The sequence below is a fragment of the Massilia antarctica genome (assembly GCF_015689335.1).
GTDB classification, from domain to species: domain Bacteria; phylum Pseudomonadota; class Gammaproteobacteria; order Burkholderiales; family Burkholderiaceae_D; genus Telluria_A; species Telluria_A antarctica.
Map to the genome: position 1 here is coordinate 3,900,540 of NZ_CP065053.1, position 20,168 is coordinate 3,920,707.

Consider the following 20,168-nt stretch of genomic DNA (forward strand, 5'->3'; position numbering starts at 1 on the left):
CACGGGGAGCCGACATGAACACCTCCGCGCACGGGGCCAGCTTCGGCCTGGACAAGGACACGCTCACCGATATCGCCCAGCAGCGCATGGCGCGCTCGCTGGTGTTCCCGCAATGGAGCACGCGCGAAAAAGTGGCCGCCACCTGCCGCATTTTGTTCGAGCACGGCCATGACTCCGGCCTGGCCGGACAGATCACGGCCAGGGGCGAGCAGGCGGGCACCTACGTCACCCAACGGCTGGGACTGGGCTTCGACGAAATCGAGGTCGACAACCTGCTGCTGGTGGACCAGGACCTGGAAGTGATCGAGGGCGATGGCATGGCCAATCCGGCCAACCGCTTCCACAGCTGGATTTACCGGGCCAGGCCGGACGTCCAGTGCATCGTGCACACGCACCCGATGCATGTGTGCGCGCTGTCGATCACGGGCACGCCGCTGCAGGTCGCCCAGATGGATGCCTGCATGCTGTACGACGACGTGGCCTTCCTGGCCGCCTGGCCCGGTGTACCGGTCGGCAACAGCGAAGGGGAGATCATTACCCGGACCCTGGGTTCCAAGCGGGCGGCGGTGCTGGCCCACCATGGCCTGGTGGTCGCCTGCCGCTCGGTCGAGGAAGCGTGCGTGGTCGCCATCCAGTGCGAGCGCGCCGCGCGCATGCAGTTGCTCGCCGCCCCGGCGGGCCCGATCAATGCGCTCGATCCGGTCCTGGCGCGCGAAGCCCATGACTGGATCTTGCACGGGCAGCGGATCGAAGCCGCGTTCCATTACTTCGCCAGACGCGCCGCGCGCAGCCAGGCCCAGCGCTAGCCCGGCCTCCGGCCTTTGCCCCCTGCCGCCCGCCCGGCCACCGCCGTGGCAGGCGCCTGTTCGCCCCACCATCCCGTTGAAACGCAAGCAATGGCCTGCCTGCGCCTGAAGCCTGGCGCCGTTGATAACCATATGAAAGCACCGAATCGATCATGACGCAAAATCATTCCCCCGCTTCAGACTTTCTCTGCAATGAATTACGCTGGGCCGCCGTGCAGGCGCGCAATCCGGCGGCCGACCCCCATTTCGTGTACGCGGTCAAGACCACCGGTGTGTATTGCCGGCCCAGTTCGGCCGCGCGCTTGCCCAAGCGGGAGAACGTGGAGTTCTTCGATTCGCCGGCGGCGGCCGAAGCGGCAGGCTACCGCCCGAGCCGGCGCGCCGCGGGCGACCAGACCGCCAACGCCGCCCAGCGCGCGGCGCTGGTGGCCCGCGCTTGCCGCCTGATCGAAACGGGCGAAGCCCATCGCCTCGACCAGATTGCCGCCGAAGTGGGCGTGAGCGCGTTTCACTTCCATCGGATCTTCAAGGCCGAGACGGGCTTGACACCGAAGGCGTATACGTCGGCGGCGCGCGCGCGCAAGCTGCGCGAAGAACTGAGCGGCGCGGAGACTTCCGTCACCACCGCCATCTATAGCGCGGGCTTCAATTCGAACAGCCGCTTTTACGAGGAATCGGACCGCCTGCTGGGGATGCGCGCCAGCGACTACCGGGCCGGCGGGCACAATGCGCTGATCCGCTTCGCCGTGGGGCAGTGCGCGCTGGGCGCGATCCTGGTCGCGCAGAGCCAGCGCGGCATTTGCGCCATCTCGCTCGGTGACGACCCCGACGTGCTGGTGCGCGAGTTGCAGGATCTGTTTCCCAAGGCGCAATTGATCGGGGGCGATGCCGAATTCGAACAACTGGTCGCGCAAGTGGTTGGATTCGTCGAGGCACCGGCCCTGGGCTTGAACCTGCCCCTGGACGTACAGGGTACGGCCTTCCAGGAGCGGGTCTGGCAAGCCCTGCGCGATATTCCGCCAGGCACCACCGTGAGCTATACCGATATTGCCGAGCGGATCGGCGCGGCCAAGGCCGTGCGCGCCGTGGCCCAAGCCTGCGGCGCCAACCGCATCGCCGTTGCCATCCCCTGCCACCGGGTGGTGCTGCGCAACGGCGATATTTCGGGCTACCGCTGGGGCGTCGAGCGCAAGCGCGAGTTGCTGCAGCGCGAAGCGATGGCGTTGGCGCCGGCCAATTAACGGCGTGCTTCCGGCAGGCGCCACGCCTTATACCGACACGCTGGCGTGGACGACCTTGTCGTGTTCGCGCGCCATGATCTTTTCCGCCATCAGCCTGCCGCGCGCGATCATCGGCCGCTCGACCAGACGATAGATGAGTTCGGTCATGCCCAGCACCAGCGCGAACATCAAGACCGTGTATGCCAGCCACAGGTCGGAGTTGATCGGCATGCCGCGCTGGCGGGTGTAGCGGAACATGATTTCCATGGTCAGGAAGAACATCGGCAAGTGCACGAGATAGATGGTGTAGGAGCGCTTGCCGATATAGTCGAGTACGATCTGCAGCGGCCAGGGGAACACCACCAGGCCGCCTTCGCAAGCGGCGATGAACACCAGCACGATGGACAGGGCGCACACGACCGGCACGACCACGGTATTGCTGAAGCCCAGGCCGGTGGCGCCGGCGATCGCCACCGCCAGCACGCTGACCAGAACCGCGCCCGCATAGCGGTGGCGGCCGGCGTGCACGCGGATCGCCGAAAACCACGGTTGCGCGGTAAACAGATACAGCAGGCAGCCGTACAGCAAGCCGTCGCAGCGGCTTTGCGTGTAAAAGAACACGTGCACCGGATTGGACAAGGTAAAGGGGCGGATCACGAAGGACACCACGGCCAGCGCGCCGACCAGCAGCAGCACGCGCTGGCGCGTGGTGCGCGCCAACAGCAGGAAGATCGGAAAGAACAGGTAAAACTGTTCTTCCACAGACAAGCTCCAGAAGGGCGCCAGCGGTACCCCTTGCGCCGTCTTGTGCTCGGGCAGCCAGTAATTGAAGGTGTAGGTGAACACATTGATCGCGGCCTGCACGTTGTAGACGGAATTGGCGAAATAGTGTCCTTCGTTGAAAAATTCGCCGCATACCAGGACCAGCGCGATCACGCACCACGCCACCGGCAGGATGCGGAATATCCGGCGCACGTAAAACGCCTTGATGGTCGACGCGAGCGAAAAGGGCTGGTTGCGCAGTTTGTCGAATTCGCCGACGATGGTCTTGGAGATGATAAAGCCGGAGATGACGAAAAACAGATCGACCCCGCCCCAGGACATGCTGAACAGATCGAGTACCGAGGTCGACTCCTTGAACGTCATGGTGAACGTCCAGGGGAAAAACACCTGGCGGAAATGCACGAAGAAAGTCAGGATCACGGCCACCGCCCGCAAGCGGTCCAGTTCAAGATTGCGTGACGGGGGCATGCTGTGGCTATCCATCAGTGTCAGTTTGGTCATGGCGATCGCAGGGAAAGGAAGGGACCGTGTCCGCCGCGGCGGCGCCGTGCGGCGCGCCGCGTCTGGCGGACGCACGCGGGGGACGAGGGCTTACAGCCTGGCGCCGCCGTCGGCCTGGATGATGTCGCCGCTGATCCAGCGCGCCGCATCCGAGGCGAGGAAGGCCACGACGTCGCCGATATCGTCCGGCTGCGCGACCCGTTTGATGGCCTGCATGCCGAGCACGAACTCGCGGCCGGCGTCGGTCCTGACGAATTCGGACATATCGGTATCGACCACGCCGGGCGCCACGCCGTTGACCCGGATGCCGCGCTCGCCCAAGGCATGGGCGAAATGCCGCACCAGGGTCTCGACCGCGCCCTTGGTCGCCGCGTACGCCGAGATATCGCCCACCGTCGAGCGGGCCGCCAGGGACGATAGCAGGATGATGCTGCTATCGTTGGCGAACAGCGGCAGCAGTTGCTGCACCAGGAAATAGGGCGCCCGCACATTCACCGCGAACAGGCGGTCGAAGTCCTCGATGCCCATTTCGGCGATCGGCGCGTTTTTGGCCAGGCCGGCATTGGCGACCAGGATATGCAGGGACGGACCGGCCAGTTCGCGCACCATGACGGCGAGCTTGTGCGCGCCATCGGGCGCCGCCAGGTCGGCGGCGATGGCATGGGCCCGGCCGCCGGCAGCGGCGATCTCGGCCACCACGGCGGCGGCCTTGTCCATGCCCTGGTTGCAATGGACCAGCACGTGGGCGCCGCCACGCGCGAGCGTGAGGGCAATGGAGCGGCCGATGCCGCGCGATGCGCCTGTGACGAGCGCGGTTTTTCCTTCAAACTGGTTCATGGTTCTGTTTCCATCCATTGTCGGTAAGGCGCCTCAAGGTCCATGTGCGCCACCGTCCACCGGAAGGCGCCAGCATGGAACAAACCTGCAAACATCCGTGTCCCAGGCGGCGCGCGCTTAGGTGTCGGATTGCCGAGTATAGGGATGGAGGAAGGCGTAAAAACTCTGTTTCTTGCTTCTAAATTCGTAAAGTAGTCAGAAAGGCTATTCTGTTCGCCCGTGGCGCAAGCGATCTCTTCTCGCAGGCGCGAGCGATCACTTGTCGCAGGCGTGAACGATCCCTTCTCGCTGGCGCGAACGATCGCTTGTCGCTGACGTGAACGACGTCCCGCGCGGACGCAGGCGCCCGCTGGTAACGCGTGCGTTACGCAGCGGGCACCCAATCCTGCGCGGGAACGAGGCTGTGGGTGCGCGGATGGGCGGCGCAGGCGCGGGTCAGTGCTTGTTTTTGCCTTTGTCGGTCGTCGTGGTGCTGCTGGTGCCCGAGGTGTCGGTGCCACTGGTTCCCGATGTGCCGCTGGTTCCGGAGCCAGATGTGCCGCTGGTGCCAGATGTGCCGCTGGTGCCGGAAGTACCCGACGTACCGCTGGTGCCGCTGCCGGAGGTGCCGGTCCCCGACGTGCCGCTGCCGGTATCACCCGTGGTGCCGCTGGTGCCGGTGCCGCTGGTGCCCGTACCGCTGGTCCCGGTGCCGCTCGTGCCGCTGGTGCCCGTACCGCTCGTCCCGGTGCCGCTCGTGCCGCTGGTGCTGGTATCGCCAGTACCCGTGGTGCCGCTGGTGCCGCTGGTACCGGAGGTGGTGCCGGATGTGGTTCCGGAGGTGGCGGTGTCGCTGGTGCCCGTGCCGGTGGCGGGGGTGTCATTGCGCTTGCAGGCAACGAGCATGGACGCCAGCAGCGCCGCAGTCAGCAGGATTTTTGGTGCGGTGGTGAATGGTTTCATTGTTTACTCCTCGGTCACGTCAATTGAGTACCGCTGCCTGTCTTTCCAACTTGCCGCAGGCAACGGCGCCAGGTCGATCCTGCCGGACATACCACGCGCCCGGCCAGGACCATCAGGGAACCGACGTCGTGGATAACGCGGTCCCATTTGCTGATGCGCGAATTCGACTGTAGAAATTAGACTTTCAACATCTGCGCCAGTTCATATTAATTTGCGTATCTGACGTAGATTTACCTCCATGTCCGCGCAATTTGATACCGATCAAACGTTTTGCTCGGCCGCGACCGTTCCGTCGACTTCAGGAACTGGCGGCTTGCTCCATCAGGGCCGGAATTTCGGCCGGAATCTCACGTGCCAGATAGCCCAGTATGCCAAAGCGCAAGGCCAGCTGCTCGCCCGCCTGCGCGTGCAGGGCCACGCCCCAGCAGGTAGCCTGGGCCAGGGTGGCGCCGCGCGCCGCCAGTCCGGCGATGATGCCGGCCAGGGTGTCGCCGGAGCCGGAAATGGCCAGGCCCACGTTGCCGCCTTGGTGCTGCCAGGGGCCGCCTTGCGGCGCGCTGATCACGGTGCGCGCGCCTTTCAAGGCCACCACTGCGTTCCAGGCCTGCGCCGCGTCCCTGGCAGCGCCGTCGGGGTCGGCCAGGATGTCTTCCTTGGGATTGCCGCTCAGGTGCGCCATCTCGCCCGCATGCGGGGTCAGGATTACGGTCTCGGCAAAGCGGAACGGTGCGTTCTCGCCGTCGAGGTCGGGATTGGTCACGATGCCCATCGCGTTGGCGTCGAGTACCACCTTGACGCCTTGCAGGCGCGGCAGCAAGGCGCGCACCAGTGCCGCCGTGGCCGCTTCATCCTGCATGCCAGGGCCGATCAGCACGGCGTCGACCTTGTCGGCCAGCGGGTCGAGCGCAGCCAGCGCATCGCGCTCGAAGCCGCCTTCGGCCGTTTCGCGCAAGCCGATCACGCGCGCTTCCGGCATGGCCAGGGCCACCAGTTGCGCCACGCTGGCGCCGGTGGCGATGGTCAGCTTGCCGGCGCCGGCGCGCAAGGCCGCGGTGGCCGCCAGGATCACGGCACCCGGCATTTCGCACGAACCGCCCAGGATCAGCACGTGGCCGCGCCGTTCCTTGTCGCCTTCGGCGGGCGGCATGGGCAGCGGCCAGGCGCGCAGGGCGGCGCTGTCGATGGTGATCATGTGGGTGCTGGCGAGCGGCATGTCCATGGGACCGGCGCGCCTACGCTTTCGGAGCAGCGGGCACATCTTTTTGAGCCGTGACCGGCGTGCCTGCCGCTTCCAGGGGAGCGACGAAATTAGTCAGTTGCAAGCCGAGCTTGCCGTGCTTGCCCTGGGTGGGATCGAAGCTGTACGAAGTCACCGAGCAGTTCGGCACGTCGGCGGCCCGGTCGAAGGCGAGGATGGCCGCTTCGTCGAGCCGCTCGAACAGGTAGCGCAAGCAGTTGACCGTGACCTGGTGGCCGACGATCAGCACGCGCTCCTTGCAGAATTCGCGGGTGATGGTGTCGATGATGCTGCGCAGGCGCAAGATCACATCGCACCAGCTTTCGCCGCCGGGCGGGCGGAAGTAGAACTTGCCCACGTGCTGGCGCTGCTCGTACAGCTCCGGATATTGATGCTCGATGCCGAGCACGGTGAGGCGGTCGAGGATGCCGAATTCCTTTTCGCGCAGGCGCTCGTCCACCTGCACCGCCATCAGGCTGCCTGGTCCGAGTTGTTCCATGATGATGCGGGCGGTCTCGGCCGCGCGGACGTAGGGGGAATGCAGCACCACGTTCGGCCGCTGGTCTTGCGGCATGGCCGCGAACCAGGTGGCCAGCGCGCGCGCCTGTTCGGCGCCGAGCGGGGAGAGCGGCACGTCGACATCGCGCTCGGCGATATCGATATGCAGGCCGGCCGCCGCTTCAGCCGCGTCGCGCGCCACGTTACCGGCGCTTTGTCCGTGCCTGACCAGCCAGATCTGTTGGGGCCACTTTTGTTCCATCGATTCGCCTGCCGTTGAAATGTTGACGCGACGTCATCATAGACGGATTCGGCGGGAGATCAGCGCACGATACAACCAGTTGTAGCATATGGTTTACGCCGCTTTCTCGTCGGCATCGAGATTGAGCGCGGTGTCGCTGTTGAAGATGGCCATGTCGGTCTGGCCCAGCACGCGGCTGGTGACCGTGCCGGCCGTAATCGAGCCGCTGACGTTGAGCGCGGTGCGGCCCATGTCGATCAAAGGCTCGATGGAAATGAGCAAGCCTGCCAGGGCCACCGGCAAGTCCATCGCCGACAGCACGATCAGGGCCGCGAAGGTGGCGCCGCCGCCCACGCCCGCCACGCCGACCGAGCCGACCGTGATGATGGCGATCAGCGGCGCGATAAAGCCGAAGGTCATCGGGTCGATGCCGACCGTGGGCGCGATCATCACCGCCAGCATGGCCGGGTAGATGCCGGCGCAGCCATTCTGGCCGATGGTCGAGCCGAACGAGGCGGCGAAGTTGGCGATGCCTTCGGGTGTGCCGAGGCGGGTGGTCTGGGTCTGCACCGACATCGGGATCGAGCCGGCGCTGGTGCGCGAGGTGAACGCGAAGGCTAGCACCGGGAAGATTTTCTTCACGTAGCGCGCCGCGTTCAGGCCGGAGGCGCTGATCAGCAGCAAATGCACGCAGAACATCAGCAGCAGGGCGCTATAGGAGGCCGTGACAAAACTGATCAGCTTGACGATGCTGTCCAGGCTGGATGCCGCCACGACCTGGGTCATCAGCGCGAACACGCCGAACGGGGTCAGGCGCAGCACCAGGGTCACCATGCGCATGATGATGGCATGCGCGACTTTGATGAAGCGCTCGAAGGCGTCGAAACTATCCGGCTGTTTGGCCGCAATGCCGGTCGCCGACATCCCCACGAAAATCGAGAACAGCACCACCGCGATGGTCGAGGTCTTGCGCGCGCCGGTCATGTCGAGGAAGGGATTGGCGGGAATGAAGCTGATGATCATGCTGGGCAGCGAGATTGCCTGGGCCGTGTTCAGGTTCCCCTTCAGATAGTCGCCGCGCGCCACTTCGGCCGCGCTGGCGGTCAGGCCCACGGCGGTCAAGCCGAACAGCTTGGCCATCAGGATGCCGATGCCGGCCGCCACCATGGTGGTGAGCATCAAGGTGCCGATGGTCAGCGCGCTGATCTTGCCCAGGGACGAGGCATCGCGCAGCTTGAGGATGGCGGCGATGATCGACACCATGATCAGCGGCATCACAATCATTTGCAGCAGCTTGACGTAGCCGGTGCCGACGATGTCCAGGTAGGCGTTGGTGTCGGCAATGACGGGTGAGGCCGCGCCATACATCAGCTGGAAAGCCGCTCCCAGCAGCACGCCCACGCCCAAGCCGGTAAATACGCGCTTGGTGAACGAGGCATGCGCCTCCTGCATCTTATAGAGGAGAAAGCACACGCCCAGCGCGACGGCAAGGTTCAGGAGCAACGGAAAATTCAGGGTCATGCGGGCCTCTTGAGTGGGCGCTGCGCGCGGACGCTTCGCGGCGGCAATATAGCGGACCATTCTAACCATAATCGTGCTGTACTGCACACCAGCCCGTCCGTCGTTTGAATGACTTCCGACGGTCCGCTGCCCGTACCCCGTCACAGAGGCGGCATTCCCGACGCGGCGCGCATCAGCGGGAACCGGGCCAGTTATTGCTACTCGCAGTATCAGTTCGATACCAGATTCGCTGGTTTCATTGGTTTCATTGGTTTCACTCGCGCGAAAACCGGCGTATCATCCCCCCATCGACAATGAAAGGTGCATCATGGCGACCGCAACAAAGAAGCAACCATCCGGTTCTGCAACGGAATCGGACCGACCCGGACTGGGCGGCAACTGGATCGACAAGATCGAGCAGGTGGGTGATCTAGGCAAAGGCTACGTGCTGCTGAAGCTCAATACCCCTCGCAAGGGCGAGAAATCGAGCTCCGGACCACATGCCCTCGCAGAAACGGGCGCGGCCACGACGATGCCGCCGAGCGTCAAACGATTTACGCCAGGACAACTCGAGAAACTGATCAAATCCTTTTCGGCCGATCTGGGCATTGTGCCAGCGGTGGGCGTAGTGCGCGCGTCACCCTCGGCACCGAAAGGGAATCGAACTCCCGGCGAGAACGATCAATTCATGAACGACTTGCGAGCGCAGGAAGTTGCTAACAGAAAGCGTGACTTTAACGAAGGCCTGTTGCTCACCTCCACGGTGCTGGCCGTACGGCTGCAAATGAGCACGCAAGCGCTGGGAAAGGCCGTTCAGAGCAAGCGCATGTTTACTCTGGACGGGCCCTCGGGGCGCAAGGTGTATCCGGCATTTTTTGCCGATCCGCGCTGCAATCGCGAACACATTGAACGCGTATGCCAGGCGCTGGGGGAATGGCCCGGCCCGAGCAAGTGGGAATTTTTCACCTCTCCCAGGGAATCGCTCAACGGCTTGACCCCGATCGCGGCGTTGGCGCGGGGTGAGCTCGCCCAAGTCCTGCGCGCGGCCGCTGCCTTTAAAGAACGCTAACGTTGGGTACAAAATCACTAGCCGCGCCGCCCGCAATGCTGAGTACGGGCGCATTGACCACGGTATGCCTGGACCCATCGAAGCTCTATCGCATCGGCACCCACAACACGGGTGAACCGTATTTTCAACACTCCGGAGCAAATCGCTTTGACGCACCTGGAGCCAAGTTGGCGCCGCCGGCGCCCGAGTATGACTCGTGCTACTTCGGATTGTCTTTGGACGTGGCAATGGCCGAAACCATGCTGCATGACCTGTCGCCGATTAACGGGGCGTTTAAAATATCGACGTCCAGTCTGGAAGCCTTCTACTTGCTGCGCTTTAAGGGTGAGCCATTGGTGCTGGCCGACCTCACTGGCGTTGCTCTCAAACGGCTCGACGGTAACGCGGACCTGGCGGGTCACGACCCTCGGTATGACCGGACGCAGCGCTGGGCACTGGCGATATTTCAAAACCCGGCCATGGTCGACGGCTTCATCTACATGTCCCGCCATCTCAATTCCGAGAAGGCAGTGATGTTGTTCGACCGCGCCAAGCCGAAAATCAGTGTCAGGAAACCGGTGAAGCTGATTAAGGCCAGCGGCTTCCGGGCCGCTGCCACACGCTTCAATATTGTCGCCGCTTGAAACACAGCAGGGTGTCCGTTTGGCCGCAGCGCGACAGTTTTCTGCAAGGCTATGGCTGAGGGAAGCGCAAGTGCTCATCTAAGAGCCGGTCCGGGACGTCACGGAAGACCCTGCGTCGTGATCGTCGATGGGCCGGCGCCCAGCTTCGCCTCCCTAGCCTGAATTTTGCATAAAAAAGGGCAAGAATGCCGTAAGTGATTGATAGAATGGGAGTTATCTAGAAACCTACCCTGTCAACAAAAACGCCACCTTGCCCGACATGAATTCTACCCCAGAGCAGCTCCGTTTTGCATCCATTCCCGCGCACAGCGTCCGCGCCGATTTCGCCGGTGGGGGTTTGTCGTCCGATCTCGGTCCAGTTTTGCTGCGCGGAGTCGACCTCCAGATTGGCTTGACCAAGCGCCTCGCTGCGGCCTTGCCTGACCGCCGTCATCAGAGTTACGTCAGCCATTCGTATCACGATCTTCTGACACAGCGCATCTACCAGATCGGCTGCGGTTACGAAGACGGCAATGACGCGAACAGCCTGCGCCACGACCCGATGTTCAAACTTGGCGCGGCCCGTTTGCCGTTCGACGACGAGGCCGCGCTGGCGTCCGGGGCGACGATCTCGCGCTTCGAACATGCGGCCAGTCGCCAGGACATCTACCGCGTCAGCGAAGCGCTCGTGGAACAGTTCATCGCCAGCTTTTCCAGCCCGCCAAAGAGCTTGATTCTCGACCTGGATCACTCCGAGGATGCGTGCTACGGCCAGCAGCCGCTGGCGTTCTACAACCACCACTATGGTTCGACCTGCTACTTGCCGCTGATGATTTTCGACGGCCAGTCGGGCGGCTTGATCGCGGCGGTGCTGCGGCCCGGAAGGCGACCATTTGGCGAAGAGAACGCGATGATCATGCGGCGCGTTCTGACGCGGATTCGTCAGCACTTCCCCGCTACTCATATTCTCGTACGTGGCGACGGACATTTTAGCGGGCCTGAATTAATGAGCCTGATCGACAGCATGTCGAACGTGGACTTCATTTTTGGTTTCGCCTGCAACCCCAAGCTCCTTGCGATGGCCGAGCCGACCAGACTTCGCGCCATTGACCGGTGGGTGGCTGCACAATCGCAGGACGTGGTGCCCAATGCGGTGCGTCTGTTCGACGAATTTGCTTACCAGGCGCGTTCTTGGCCGAGAGCCTGGCGCGTGTTGCTCAAGGCCGAGGTCATGGCCCTTGGCGAGAACACGCGCTTCATCGTCACCTCGCTGCCAGGACTCGATGCCGGCATGTTGTACGAGGATATCTATTGCGCGCGCGGTCAGGCCGAAAACTATATCAAGCATCTCAAGGATGACCTCGCCGCCGACCGTACCTCCTGCACCAGCTTTCTCGCCAATTGCATGCGCCTGTTGCTGCACGCGGCGGCCTACATCCTGCACCAGCAACTGCGCACCGAAGGGCTGCGGCATACCGCGCTGTCGCAGGCGCAGCCATCAACGGTCATTTCCAAACTGTTCAAAATCGCCGTGCAGGTCAGGCAGTGCAAGAACAAGATCGTTCTACATTTACCAAGTGCCTGTCCAGTCAGAGATCTGCTGCAGACGTTGACCGAAAGACTGTATTTGGCAACGCCCGCCAAGTCCTTGAACTCGTCCTGAGTAAGACACGTCCGGTCTGCCGAGAATTGACCACTCCGTCGCCAACATCAACCTCATACCGCTGCATTTGATATGCCGATTGATCGGGTAGGCGGGCTATTGCCCGCGACATCGTGATCGTCACCGAGAAGCTCATGGATCGCCGAACCGGCACTGCGGCAGCAGTTTATGAAACATTCAGGCTAGGGCGCCGTTCGCTTGCCTGCTGTGGCCTGCGTTGTATCTGCCCTGAGCCATGGCATCCTGACAGGCCCGCATCGACGCGAACGACGGGAGAAGTGGGTGATAGCGGCGTGACGATACTTGATCTCTCCCGGCATCCGTCATGGCGCGTATCAAAAGAGTAATATTGTTGACAGGCCCGGGGATGTTTGCAACACTCGCCGCCTGTCTTGATTCCCGCCAAGCCTGCCCGCGCCGTGCGGCCCCAAGCTTGGCTACCGCCCCTCCTGGAGAAACCCATGCGCGCCCCGTCCAAACGATTGACCTTGCTGCCTCTGGCCTTGCTGGCGCTGGCGGCCCAGGCGCAGACCACGGTCGAGGCGTTCGCGCCCACCGGCGCGGTAAAAGCCGTGCGCCAGGTGACGGCGCGTTTTTCCGCGCCCATGGTGGCCTTCGGCGACGCGCGCCTGGCCGATCCCTTCGCCATCGATTGCCTGGAAGCGGGCAGCGGGCGCTGGATCGACGCGCGCATCTGGAGCTACGATTTCGTGCGCGACGTGCCGCCCGGCGTGCGCTGCAGCTTCGCCCTCAAGCCCGACCTGCGCGACCTCGCGGCCCAGCCGCTGGCCGGCACCACGCGCTTCGCTTTCGACACCGGCGGGCCAAGTGTGCGCGAAAGCAGCCCGCGCAAGGGCAGTGCGGTCGACGAGCAGCAGGTTTTCATCCTGGGGCTCGATGCGCCGGCGCGCGCGGCCAGCATCGCCGCCAAAGCCTGGTGCGGCGTGGAAGGCATCAACGAACGGATCGGCGTGCGGGTGCTGGCCGGCGCCGAACGCGACCAGGTGCTGGCGGCGCGCAAAAGCTATGTCGACCGCTACATCAAGGATTACGTGAAGCGCGGCGGCACGGCGCCCAAGGGCAAGGACGACTTGCCGCTGGCGCTGGTGCAGTGCAAGCGCAGCCTGCCGGCCGACGCCGCCGTGTCCTTGGTCTGGGCCGCCGGCATCGAGGGCCCGGGCGGCGTCGCTTCGAGTGCCGACCAGGCGCTTGCCTTCACTACCCGGCGCGACTTCACCGCGCGCTTTTCCTGCGACTACCTGACCGCCGATGGCCCCTGCATTCCGCTCACGCCGCTGCGCCTGACCTTCAGCGAACCGATCGCGCGCGCCGACGCCGACAAGATCACGCTCGCCAGCGCCGACGGCAAACAGTATCGTCCCACATGGGATAGCGGCACGGCGCCCAGCGCCGCGGTCAGCAACCTGCACTTCCGGGGCCCGTTTGCCGAGAAAAGCAGCCTGCAACTGACCTTGCCGCCGGGGATCAAGGACGACGCCGGCCGCGCGCTGGTCAACCAGGGCGATTTCCCGATGACGATTGCGATCGATACCTTGCCGCCGCTGCTCAAGTTCCCGGCCCGTTTTGGCATCATCGAAGCGCACACCGAGCGCCTGCTGCCGGTCACGGTGCGCAACATCGAAGCCAAGCTGACCGGGAAGCTGCGCAGCGCCGGCGCCATGCTGCGGATCGACATGCAGGGCGAGCGCCAGGATCTCGACGTGATGGCCTGGATGAAGCGCCTGGCCGGCGACAGCTGGCAGGTGGGCGAACTGTCGGGCGATGAACTCAAAAAATCGGTCTTCGCCGGCCTGAAAAGCGGCAAGCCGGAGCCGTTTTCCTTGCCGGCGCCGGGTGGCGGGCGCGCCTTCGAAGTGATCGGCATCCCGCTGCCCAAGCCGGGCTTTTATGTCGTCGAACTGGAAAGCCCCAAGCTGGGCGTGGCCCTGTTCGACGCCAAGAACACCAATGCTTACGTCGGCGCGGCGGCCCTGGTGACGAATATGGCGGCCCACTTCAAGCATGGCGCCGATTCGTCCTTGGTGTGGGTCACCTCGCTCGACAAGGGCCGTCCGGTGGCCAAGGCGGCCGTCGCGGTGCGCGACTGCAGTGGGAAACTCCTGTGGCAGGGCGTGGCCGATGCCAGCGGCGTGGCCCGCATCGACAAACCGCTCGCGCGCGGCGTCTGCAAAGGCAACAACAGCATGTTCATCAGCGCCCGCAGCGGCGCCGATTACACCTTCACCTTGTCGAGCTGGCAGAACGGGATCGAATCGTGGCGCTTCAACCTGCCGTTCAATCCCGCGCAGGGCACCACCATTGTCTCCACCGTATTCGCCCGCACCCTGTTGCGCGCCGGCGAGACGGTGCACATGAAGCACTTTCTGCGCCGCCACGGCTCGCGCGGCATCGAATTCGACACCGGCAGTGCCGAAGCGCGCGCCACCACCGTGACCATCGCGCACCAGGGCGGCGACGGCAGCTACGAGCTGCCGCTGCGCTGGAACGCTGCCGGCACCGCCGACCACGAGTGGGTCATTCCCCCGGGCGCCAAGCTGGGAGTGTACGAGGTCAAGATCGCGGGCCAGCTGGCCGGCACCTTCCGCGTCGAGCAGTTCCGCGTGCCGACCATGAAGGCGCTGCTGAATGGCCCGGCGACACCGCTGATCGGCGCCACCTCGTTCGATCTCGATCTGCAGGTCGGCTACCTGGCCGGCGGCGTGGCCGGCCAGGCCCCGGTCAAGCTGCGCACCCTGACCGAAGAAAAGGTGATCTCGTTCGAAGGCTACGACGACTACAACCTGGGCGCCGGCGACGTGCGCGAAGGCGTGCAGGACGAAGCCGGCTACGACGAGGATGCCGCGGACGACGGCGGCGAAGGCGCGGCCAAAGGCGCCGACATCCGCACCCGCGCGCTGGTGCTCGACAAGGCCGGCGGCGCGCGCGTGAAGGTCGACCATCTCCCGGTGGGCGACCGCGCGCGAGACCTGGTGGCCGAGGTGTCGTACCAGGACGCCAACGGCGAGACCCTGTCGACGTCGACCCGGATCGCTTTGTGGCCGTCGTCGTACGTGGTTGGCATCAAGCCGGACGACTGGGCCGACAGCAAGGACAGCGTCAGCTTCGAGGTGGTGGTGCTCGGCGTCGATGGCAAGAGCGCGCCGGATGCCGCGGTCGACGTCGACCTGTTCAAGCGTGTGAACTATTCGCACCGGCGGCGCCTGATCGGCGGTTTTTACGCCTACGAGAACAGCAGCGAAATCACCCGCATCGGGCCGGCCTGCCAGGGGCGCACCAATGCCAGGGGCCTGCTGCGCTGCACGGTCAAGGCGCCGGCGGACGGCAACCTGGTGCTGCGCGCACGCGCCGTCGACGGCCAGCAGCGCGCCGCCGTCAGCCAGCGCGACGTGTGGGTGGCCGGCGGCGGCGAATGGTGGTACCGGGCCGGCGACAACGACCGCATCGACCTGCTGCCATCGGCCAAGCGCTACGAACCGGGCCAGGACGCCACCTTCCAGGTACGCAGCCCGTTCCGTGACGCCACCGTGCTCATTACGGTGGAACGCGAGGGCATCCTCGACACCTACGTGCGGCGCCTGGACGGCAAGGAGCCGGCTTTCACCATCCCCATGCTGGGCAAGTACGCGCCCAATGTGTTCGTCTCGGCGATGGTGGTGCGCGGCCGCGTGGCTGGTGTGCAGCCAACTGCGATGGTCGACCTGGGCAAACCATCCTACAAGCTGGGAATCGCGCCGGTGCGGGTGGGCTGGAGCGCGCACGAACTGAAAGTGCAGGTGTCGACCGACAAACAGGATTACAAGGTGCGCGAGAACGCCACCGTGACCCTGAAGGTCACGCGCGCCGATGGCTCGCCCGTGCCGGCCGGCAGCGAAGTGGCGCTGGCGGCGGTCGATACGGGCTTGCTCGAACTGATGCCCAACAATAGCTGGCGCCTCCTGAACGCCATGATGCAGGAACGCGTGCTGCAGGTGGAAACCTCGACCGCGCAAATGCAGGTGGTCGGCAAGCGCCACTTCGGGCGCAAGGCCGTGCCCACCGGCGGTGGCGGCGGCAAGGGCAGCCGCGAGCTGTTCGACACCTTGCTGTTCTGGAAGCCGCGCATTGTCCTCGATGCGAAGGGCGAGGCGCGCGTGCCGGTCGCCCTTAACGATACGCTCACGTCGTTCCGCATCGTCGCCATCGCCAGCGGCGGCAGCGGCTTGTTCGGCACTGGCTCGACCGAGATCCGCAGCAGCCAGGACCTGATCGTGGTGCCAGGCTTGCCTTCGGTGGTGCGCGCCGGCGACCGCCTGCGCGCCGGCTTCACCTTGCGTAACACCACCGATGCCGCGTTGAAGGTCGATTTTGGCGCCAGCATGGCCGCCGACGGCGGCGCCGCCAAAGCGCTCGCGCGCCAGAGCCTGACGCTTGCGCCCGGCCAGGCGCAGGAAGCCGGCTGGGATGTCCAGATGCCGGCCGGCGCCAGCGCGCTCGCATGGACCATCGACGCCCGTGGCGCCGGCAGCGCCGACCAGCTGCGCGTGAGCCAGAAAGTGCTGCCGGCGGTACCGGTGCGCACCATCCAGTCCACCCTGGTGCGCCTGGACCAGCCGCAAACCTTGAAAGTGCAGTCGCCGCCGGACGCCTTGCCCGGCCAGGGCGGCGTGCGCACCACCTTCGTGGCGCGCCTTGGCGCCAGCCTGCCCGCCGTGCGCGATTACATGACCGCCTACCGCTACCGTGGCGTCGAGCAGGATGCTTCGCGCGCCGTGGCCCTGCGCGATCCGGCGCTATGGAATACCCTGGCGGCTTCCTTGCCGTCCCAGCTCGATGCCGATGGCCTGGTCAAGTACTACCCAACCCAGACCCAGGGCAGCGACAGCCTGACCGCCTACCTGCTGTCGGTCAGCGCCGAAGCGGGCCTGGCGCTCGCGCCGGCGCTCAGGGAGCGCATGGAAGAGGGCTTGCGCCAGTTCGTCCAGGGACGCGTAGTGCGCAGCGCGCGCACGGCCCGCGTCGATACGGCGGTGCGCAAGCTGGCGGCGCTGGAGGCGCTCTCGCGCACGCGCCCGGTCGCGCCCGAGCTGCTCGAATCGTTCACCATCGAACCGAATCTGTGGCCCACGTCGGCCGCCATCGACTGGTATCTGATCCTGCAACGCAGTCCCGCGCTGGCGCAGCGCGACGCGAAACTGGCGCAGTTGCAGCAAGTGCTGCGCGCGCGCCTGAACCTGCAGGGTGCGGGCCTGTCGTTTTCGACCGAGAAAAATGACAACTGGTGGTGGATCATGGCCTCGCCCGACATCAACGCCAACCGCCTGTTGCTGGCCGTGATCGACGATCCGGCCTGGCAGGGCGACATGGCGCGCCTGGCGCGCGGCACCCTGGGACGCCAGCAGAAGGGGCGCTGGGGTTCGACCCTGGCCAACGCCTGGGGCGTGCTGGCGCTGGACAAATTCTCGCGCAAGTTCGAACCGGATGCGGTCAGCGGCAGCAGCAGCGCGCGCCTTGGCAACACCGTCAAGGAAGCCAACTGGAACGCGCGCGGCGTCTCCGTGGTCGAGCATCCGTGGGGCGCGGGACAGCAGGAACTGGTCCTGTCCCACAACGGCAGCGGCAAACCATGGGCCATCGTGCAAAGCCTGGCGGCGGTGGAATTGAAGGCGCCGCTGGCGAACGGCTACCGCATCGTCAAGACCATCACCCCGCTCGAACAGAAGGTCAAGGGCATCTGGTCGCGCGGCGACAGCTACCGCGTGCGGCTCGACATCGAAGCGCAGGCCGACATGACCTGGGTCGCGCTGGACGACCCGATTCCGGCCAGCGCCACCATTCTCGGCAACGGCCTGGGACGCGATGCGCAGACCCTGCCCGGCGCCGAGCGCCAGGATCTGTCGCTGCAACCGGTGTTCGAGGAACGCACCTTCGACGCCTTCCGTGCCTATTACGATTTTGTCCCGAAAGGCAAGTGGAGCATCGGGTACACCGTGCGCCTGAATAACCAGGGCCGCTTCAACCTGCCGCCGACCCGGGTCGAAGCGCTGTACAGCCCCGAGCTGGCGGGCGAGCTGCCCAACGCGCCGGTCGAAGTGGGGCGCTGATGCGCCGCGCCGCCGCGCCGCTGTTGCTGGCATTGCTGGCGTGCGCCAACGCGCTGGCCGTGCCCACGCCGGAGCAGGCGAGGGCGGCGTACCGCTCGTCGGATGCCGAACTGCTCGACCGCCACGGCGTGCCGATCCAGTCGCTGCGCACCGACATGACCTTGCGGCGCGCGCCGTGGGTGGGCCTGGCCGACATTTCACCCGCCATGCGCGTGGCGCTGGTGCAGGCCGAGGACCGGCGCTTCATGCAGCACGACGGGGTGGATGTGAGCGCGCTCGGCAAGGCGGCGTGGGATAACCTGCTGCGCACCCGCGCGCGCGGCGCCTCGACCATCACGATGCAGCTGGCGGCGCTGCTCGACGAACGCTTGCGCGCCAGCGCGCAAGGGCGCAGCTGGGGCCAGAAATGGGACCAGGCCAGCGCCGCGCGCGAGCTGGAAGCCGGCTGGAGCAAGGCCCAGATCATGGAAGCCTATCTGAACCTGGTGCCGTTTCGCGGCGAGCTGCAAGGCATCGGCGCGGCCGCGCGCGGCCTGTTCGGCAAGGCGCCGTCGGGATTGAACCAGGCCGAGTCGGCGATTCTCGCGAGTTTGTTGCGGGCGCCGTCGGCGCCGCCGCGCGTGGTGGCGCAGCGCGCCTGCGTGCTGGCCAAAGAGATAAACCCGGCCGCCAGTTGCGCCGGCATCGAGTGGGATGTGGCGGCGGCGTTTTCCCGCCCTGCCGCCAGCGCGGGCCAGGCGCAGGCGCCGCAGGTGGCCCAGCGCCTGCTCAAGGGCGCCGCGCGCCAGGTGCGCAGCACGCTCGACGCCACCTTGCAGCGCCAGGCCCAGGACAGCCTGCGCCAGCATCTGGCGGCCCTGCGCGAGCGCAATGTGACCCAGGGCGCGCTGGTGGTGCTCGATAACGACAGCGGCGAGATCGTCGCCTATGTCGCCAACGGCGGCGCCAGCGAGGTCGATGGCGTGCTGGCCCTGCGCCAGGCCGGCTCCACCCTCAAGCCCTTCCTGTACCAGCTGGCGATGGAGCGCGGCTGGATCACGGCCGCCTCGCTGCAGGACGATTCGCCGCTGGAAATCGCGACCGCCGCCGGACCGTACGTGCCGCAGAATTACGACCGCCAGTTCAAGGGCTGGGTCAGCACGCGCACCAGCCTTGCCAGTTCGCTCAACGTACCGGCGGTGCGCATGCTCCAGCTCGCGGGGCTGGAGCGCTTTCACGCCCGCCTGCGCGCGCTCGGCATGGCCAGCCTCTCCGAGCCGGCCGAATTTTACGGCTACTCGCTGGCGCTGGGTTCGGGCGACGTGTCGCTGCTGGAACTGGCCAACGCTTACCGCACCCTGGCCAACGGCGGCCTGCATGGCAGCGTCACTCTCCAGCCGCGCGCGCCGCAGGCCAAGACGCGGGTGCTCGATGCGCGCACCAGTTTCATCGTCGGCGATATCTTGTCCGACCGCGCCGCGCGCAGCCTCACCTTCGGCCTGCGCAACGAACTGGCTACCTCGTTCTGGAGCGCGGTCAAGACCGGCACCAGCAAGGACATGCGCGACAACTGGTGCGTCGGCTACTCGGAAAAATACACGGTCGCGGTCTGGGTCGGCAATTTCGACGGCAGCCCGATGTGGGACGTGTCCGGCGTGACCGGCGCGGCGCCCGTGTGGCGCGACGTGATGGACTTCCTGCACCGGCAGACGCCGAGCCGCGCCCCGGCCGCGCCGCCCGGGCTGGTGCAGCAGGTGGTCGGCTACCAGCCGGCGTTCGAGGCGCCGCGCAAGGAGTGGTTCGTGCGCGGCACCGAGAGCGCGCAGGTGACCCTGGTGGCGGCGGAGCAGCGCCGCGCCGCCATTCTGTATCCGGGGCAGGCCAGCGTGATCGCCATCGATCCAGATATTCCGGCGGGGCTGGAGCGGGTCGTATTCCGGGCCCAGGGCGCGGCCGGGCTGGCGTGGCGTCTCGATGGCGTTGACTTGGGCGCCGCTGGCGCGGGCCACGCCTGGCAGCCGGTGGCGGGTGAGCACGAACTGGCGCTGGTGGACGCGCACGACAAGGTAGTCGCGGCAACCCGCTTCAAGGTCCGCGGCAGCCGGGCAAATTAGTGCTGTAAAACAACAAACTTGTTGTATCTGGTTTGGTATAATTACAACTCTTAAATCTAGGCAACAAAAGTTCCT

13 protein-coding genes are annotated in these 20,168 nt (G+C 65.6%); 7 read left to right on the forward strand and 6 right to left on the reverse strand.

Annotated elements, in window-relative coordinates:
* Window positions 1–14 precede the first annotated feature (14 nt).
* Window positions 15–806 carry an aldolase gene (locus IV454_RS17625; protein ID WP_054267122.1) on the forward strand — a complete coding sequence of 264 codons (792 nt, stop codon included), beginning with the start codon at window positions 15–17 and terminating at the stop codon, window positions 804–806.
* Window positions 807–958: 152 nt separating this feature from the next.
* A complete protein-coding gene (gene ada, locus IV454_RS17630) occupies window positions 959–2,047 on the forward strand; it encodes a bifunctional DNA-binding transcriptional regulator/O6-methylguanine-DNA methyltransferase Ada (protein WP_206087142.1) in 1,089 nt (362 codons plus the stop codon).
* A 27-nt stretch (window positions 2,048–2,074) separates the two neighbouring features.
* On the opposite strand, the gene IV454_RS17635 is transcribed toward ada, so the two are convergent.
* From IV454_RS17635 to IV454_RS17660, 6 genes are all read right to left on the reverse strand, one after another.
* On the reverse strand, window positions 2,075–3,310 hold the full coding sequence (locus IV454_RS17635; RefSeq protein ID WP_054267124.1) for an acyltransferase family protein: 1,236 nt from the start codon (window positions 3,308–3,310) through the stop codon (window positions 2,075–2,077).
* A 90-nt stretch (window positions 3,311–3,400) separates the two neighbouring features.
* The gene (locus IV454_RS17640; RefSeq protein ID WP_206087143.1) at window positions 3,401–4,147 is read right to left on the reverse strand and encodes an SDR family NAD(P)-dependent oxidoreductase; all 747 of its coding nucleotides are present in this window, start codon (window positions 4,145–4,147) and stop codon (window positions 3,401–3,403) included.
* A 435-nt stretch (window positions 4,148–4,582) separates the two neighbouring features.
* Window positions 4,583–5,089 (reverse strand): hypothetical protein, encoded by a 507-nt coding sequence (locus IV454_RS17645; protein ID WP_206087144.1) that lies wholly within the window; start codon window positions 5,087–5,089, stop codon window positions 4,583–4,585.
* 298 nt (window positions 5,090–5,387) lie between these two features.
* Window positions 5,388–6,308 (reverse strand): NAD(P)H-hydrate dehydratase, encoded by a 921-nt coding sequence (locus tag IV454_RS17650; RefSeq protein WP_229521676.1) that lies wholly within the window; start codon window positions 6,306–6,308, stop codon window positions 5,388–5,390.
* A 13-nt stretch (window positions 6,309–6,321) separates the two neighbouring features.
* Entirely contained in the window at window positions 6,322–7,086 is a 765-nt protein-coding gene (locus tag IV454_RS17655; RefSeq protein WP_206087145.1) for a histidine phosphatase family protein, read from the reverse strand.
* A 93-nt stretch (window positions 7,087–7,179) separates the two neighbouring features.
* Window positions 7,180–8,586, reverse strand: coding sequence for an L-cystine transporter (locus IV454_RS17660; protein ID WP_229521678.1), 1,407 nt, complete (start codon window positions 8,584–8,586; stop codon window positions 7,180–7,182).
* Between the two features lie 307 nt (window positions 8,587–8,893).
* On the opposite strand from IV454_RS17660, the gene IV454_RS17665 reads away from it, so the two are divergent.
* The 5 genes from IV454_RS17665 (at window position 8,894) to pbpC (ending at window position 20,093) form a co-directional block, all read left to right on the forward strand.
* Window positions 8,894–9,634 carry a hypothetical protein gene (locus IV454_RS17665; RefSeq protein ID WP_206087146.1) on the forward strand — a complete coding sequence of 247 codons (741 nt, stop codon included), beginning with the start codon at window positions 8,894–8,896 and terminating at the stop codon, window positions 9,632–9,634.
* 2 nt (window positions 9,635–9,636) lie between these two features.
* The gene (locus IV454_RS17670) at window positions 9,637–10,257 is read left to right on the forward strand and encodes an RES family NAD+ phosphorylase (protein WP_206087147.1); all 621 of its coding nucleotides are present in this window, start codon (window positions 9,637–9,639) and stop codon (window positions 10,255–10,257) included.
* A 259-nt stretch (window positions 10,258–10,516) separates the two neighbouring features.
* Window positions 10,517–11,899: an IS1380 family transposase gene (locus IV454_RS17675; protein ID WP_206087148.1), complete on the forward strand. Its 1,383-nt coding sequence runs from the start codon at window positions 10,517–10,519 to the stop codon at window positions 11,897–11,899.
* A 461-nt stretch (window positions 11,900–12,360) separates the two neighbouring features.
* Window positions 12,361–18,000, forward strand: coding sequence for an alpha-2-macroglobulin family protein (locus tag IV454_RS17680; protein ID WP_206087149.1), 5,640 nt, complete (start codon window positions 12,361–12,363; stop codon window positions 17,998–18,000).
* Window positions 18,000–20,093 (forward strand): penicillin-binding protein 1C, encoded by a 2,094-nt coding sequence (pbpC, locus tag IV454_RS17685; protein ID WP_206087150.1) that lies wholly within the window; start codon window positions 18,000–18,002, stop codon window positions 20,091–20,093. Before IV454_RS17680 ends, pbpC begins: the two co-directional genes overlap by 1 nt.
* Window positions 20,094–20,168: the final 75 nt, after the last annotated feature.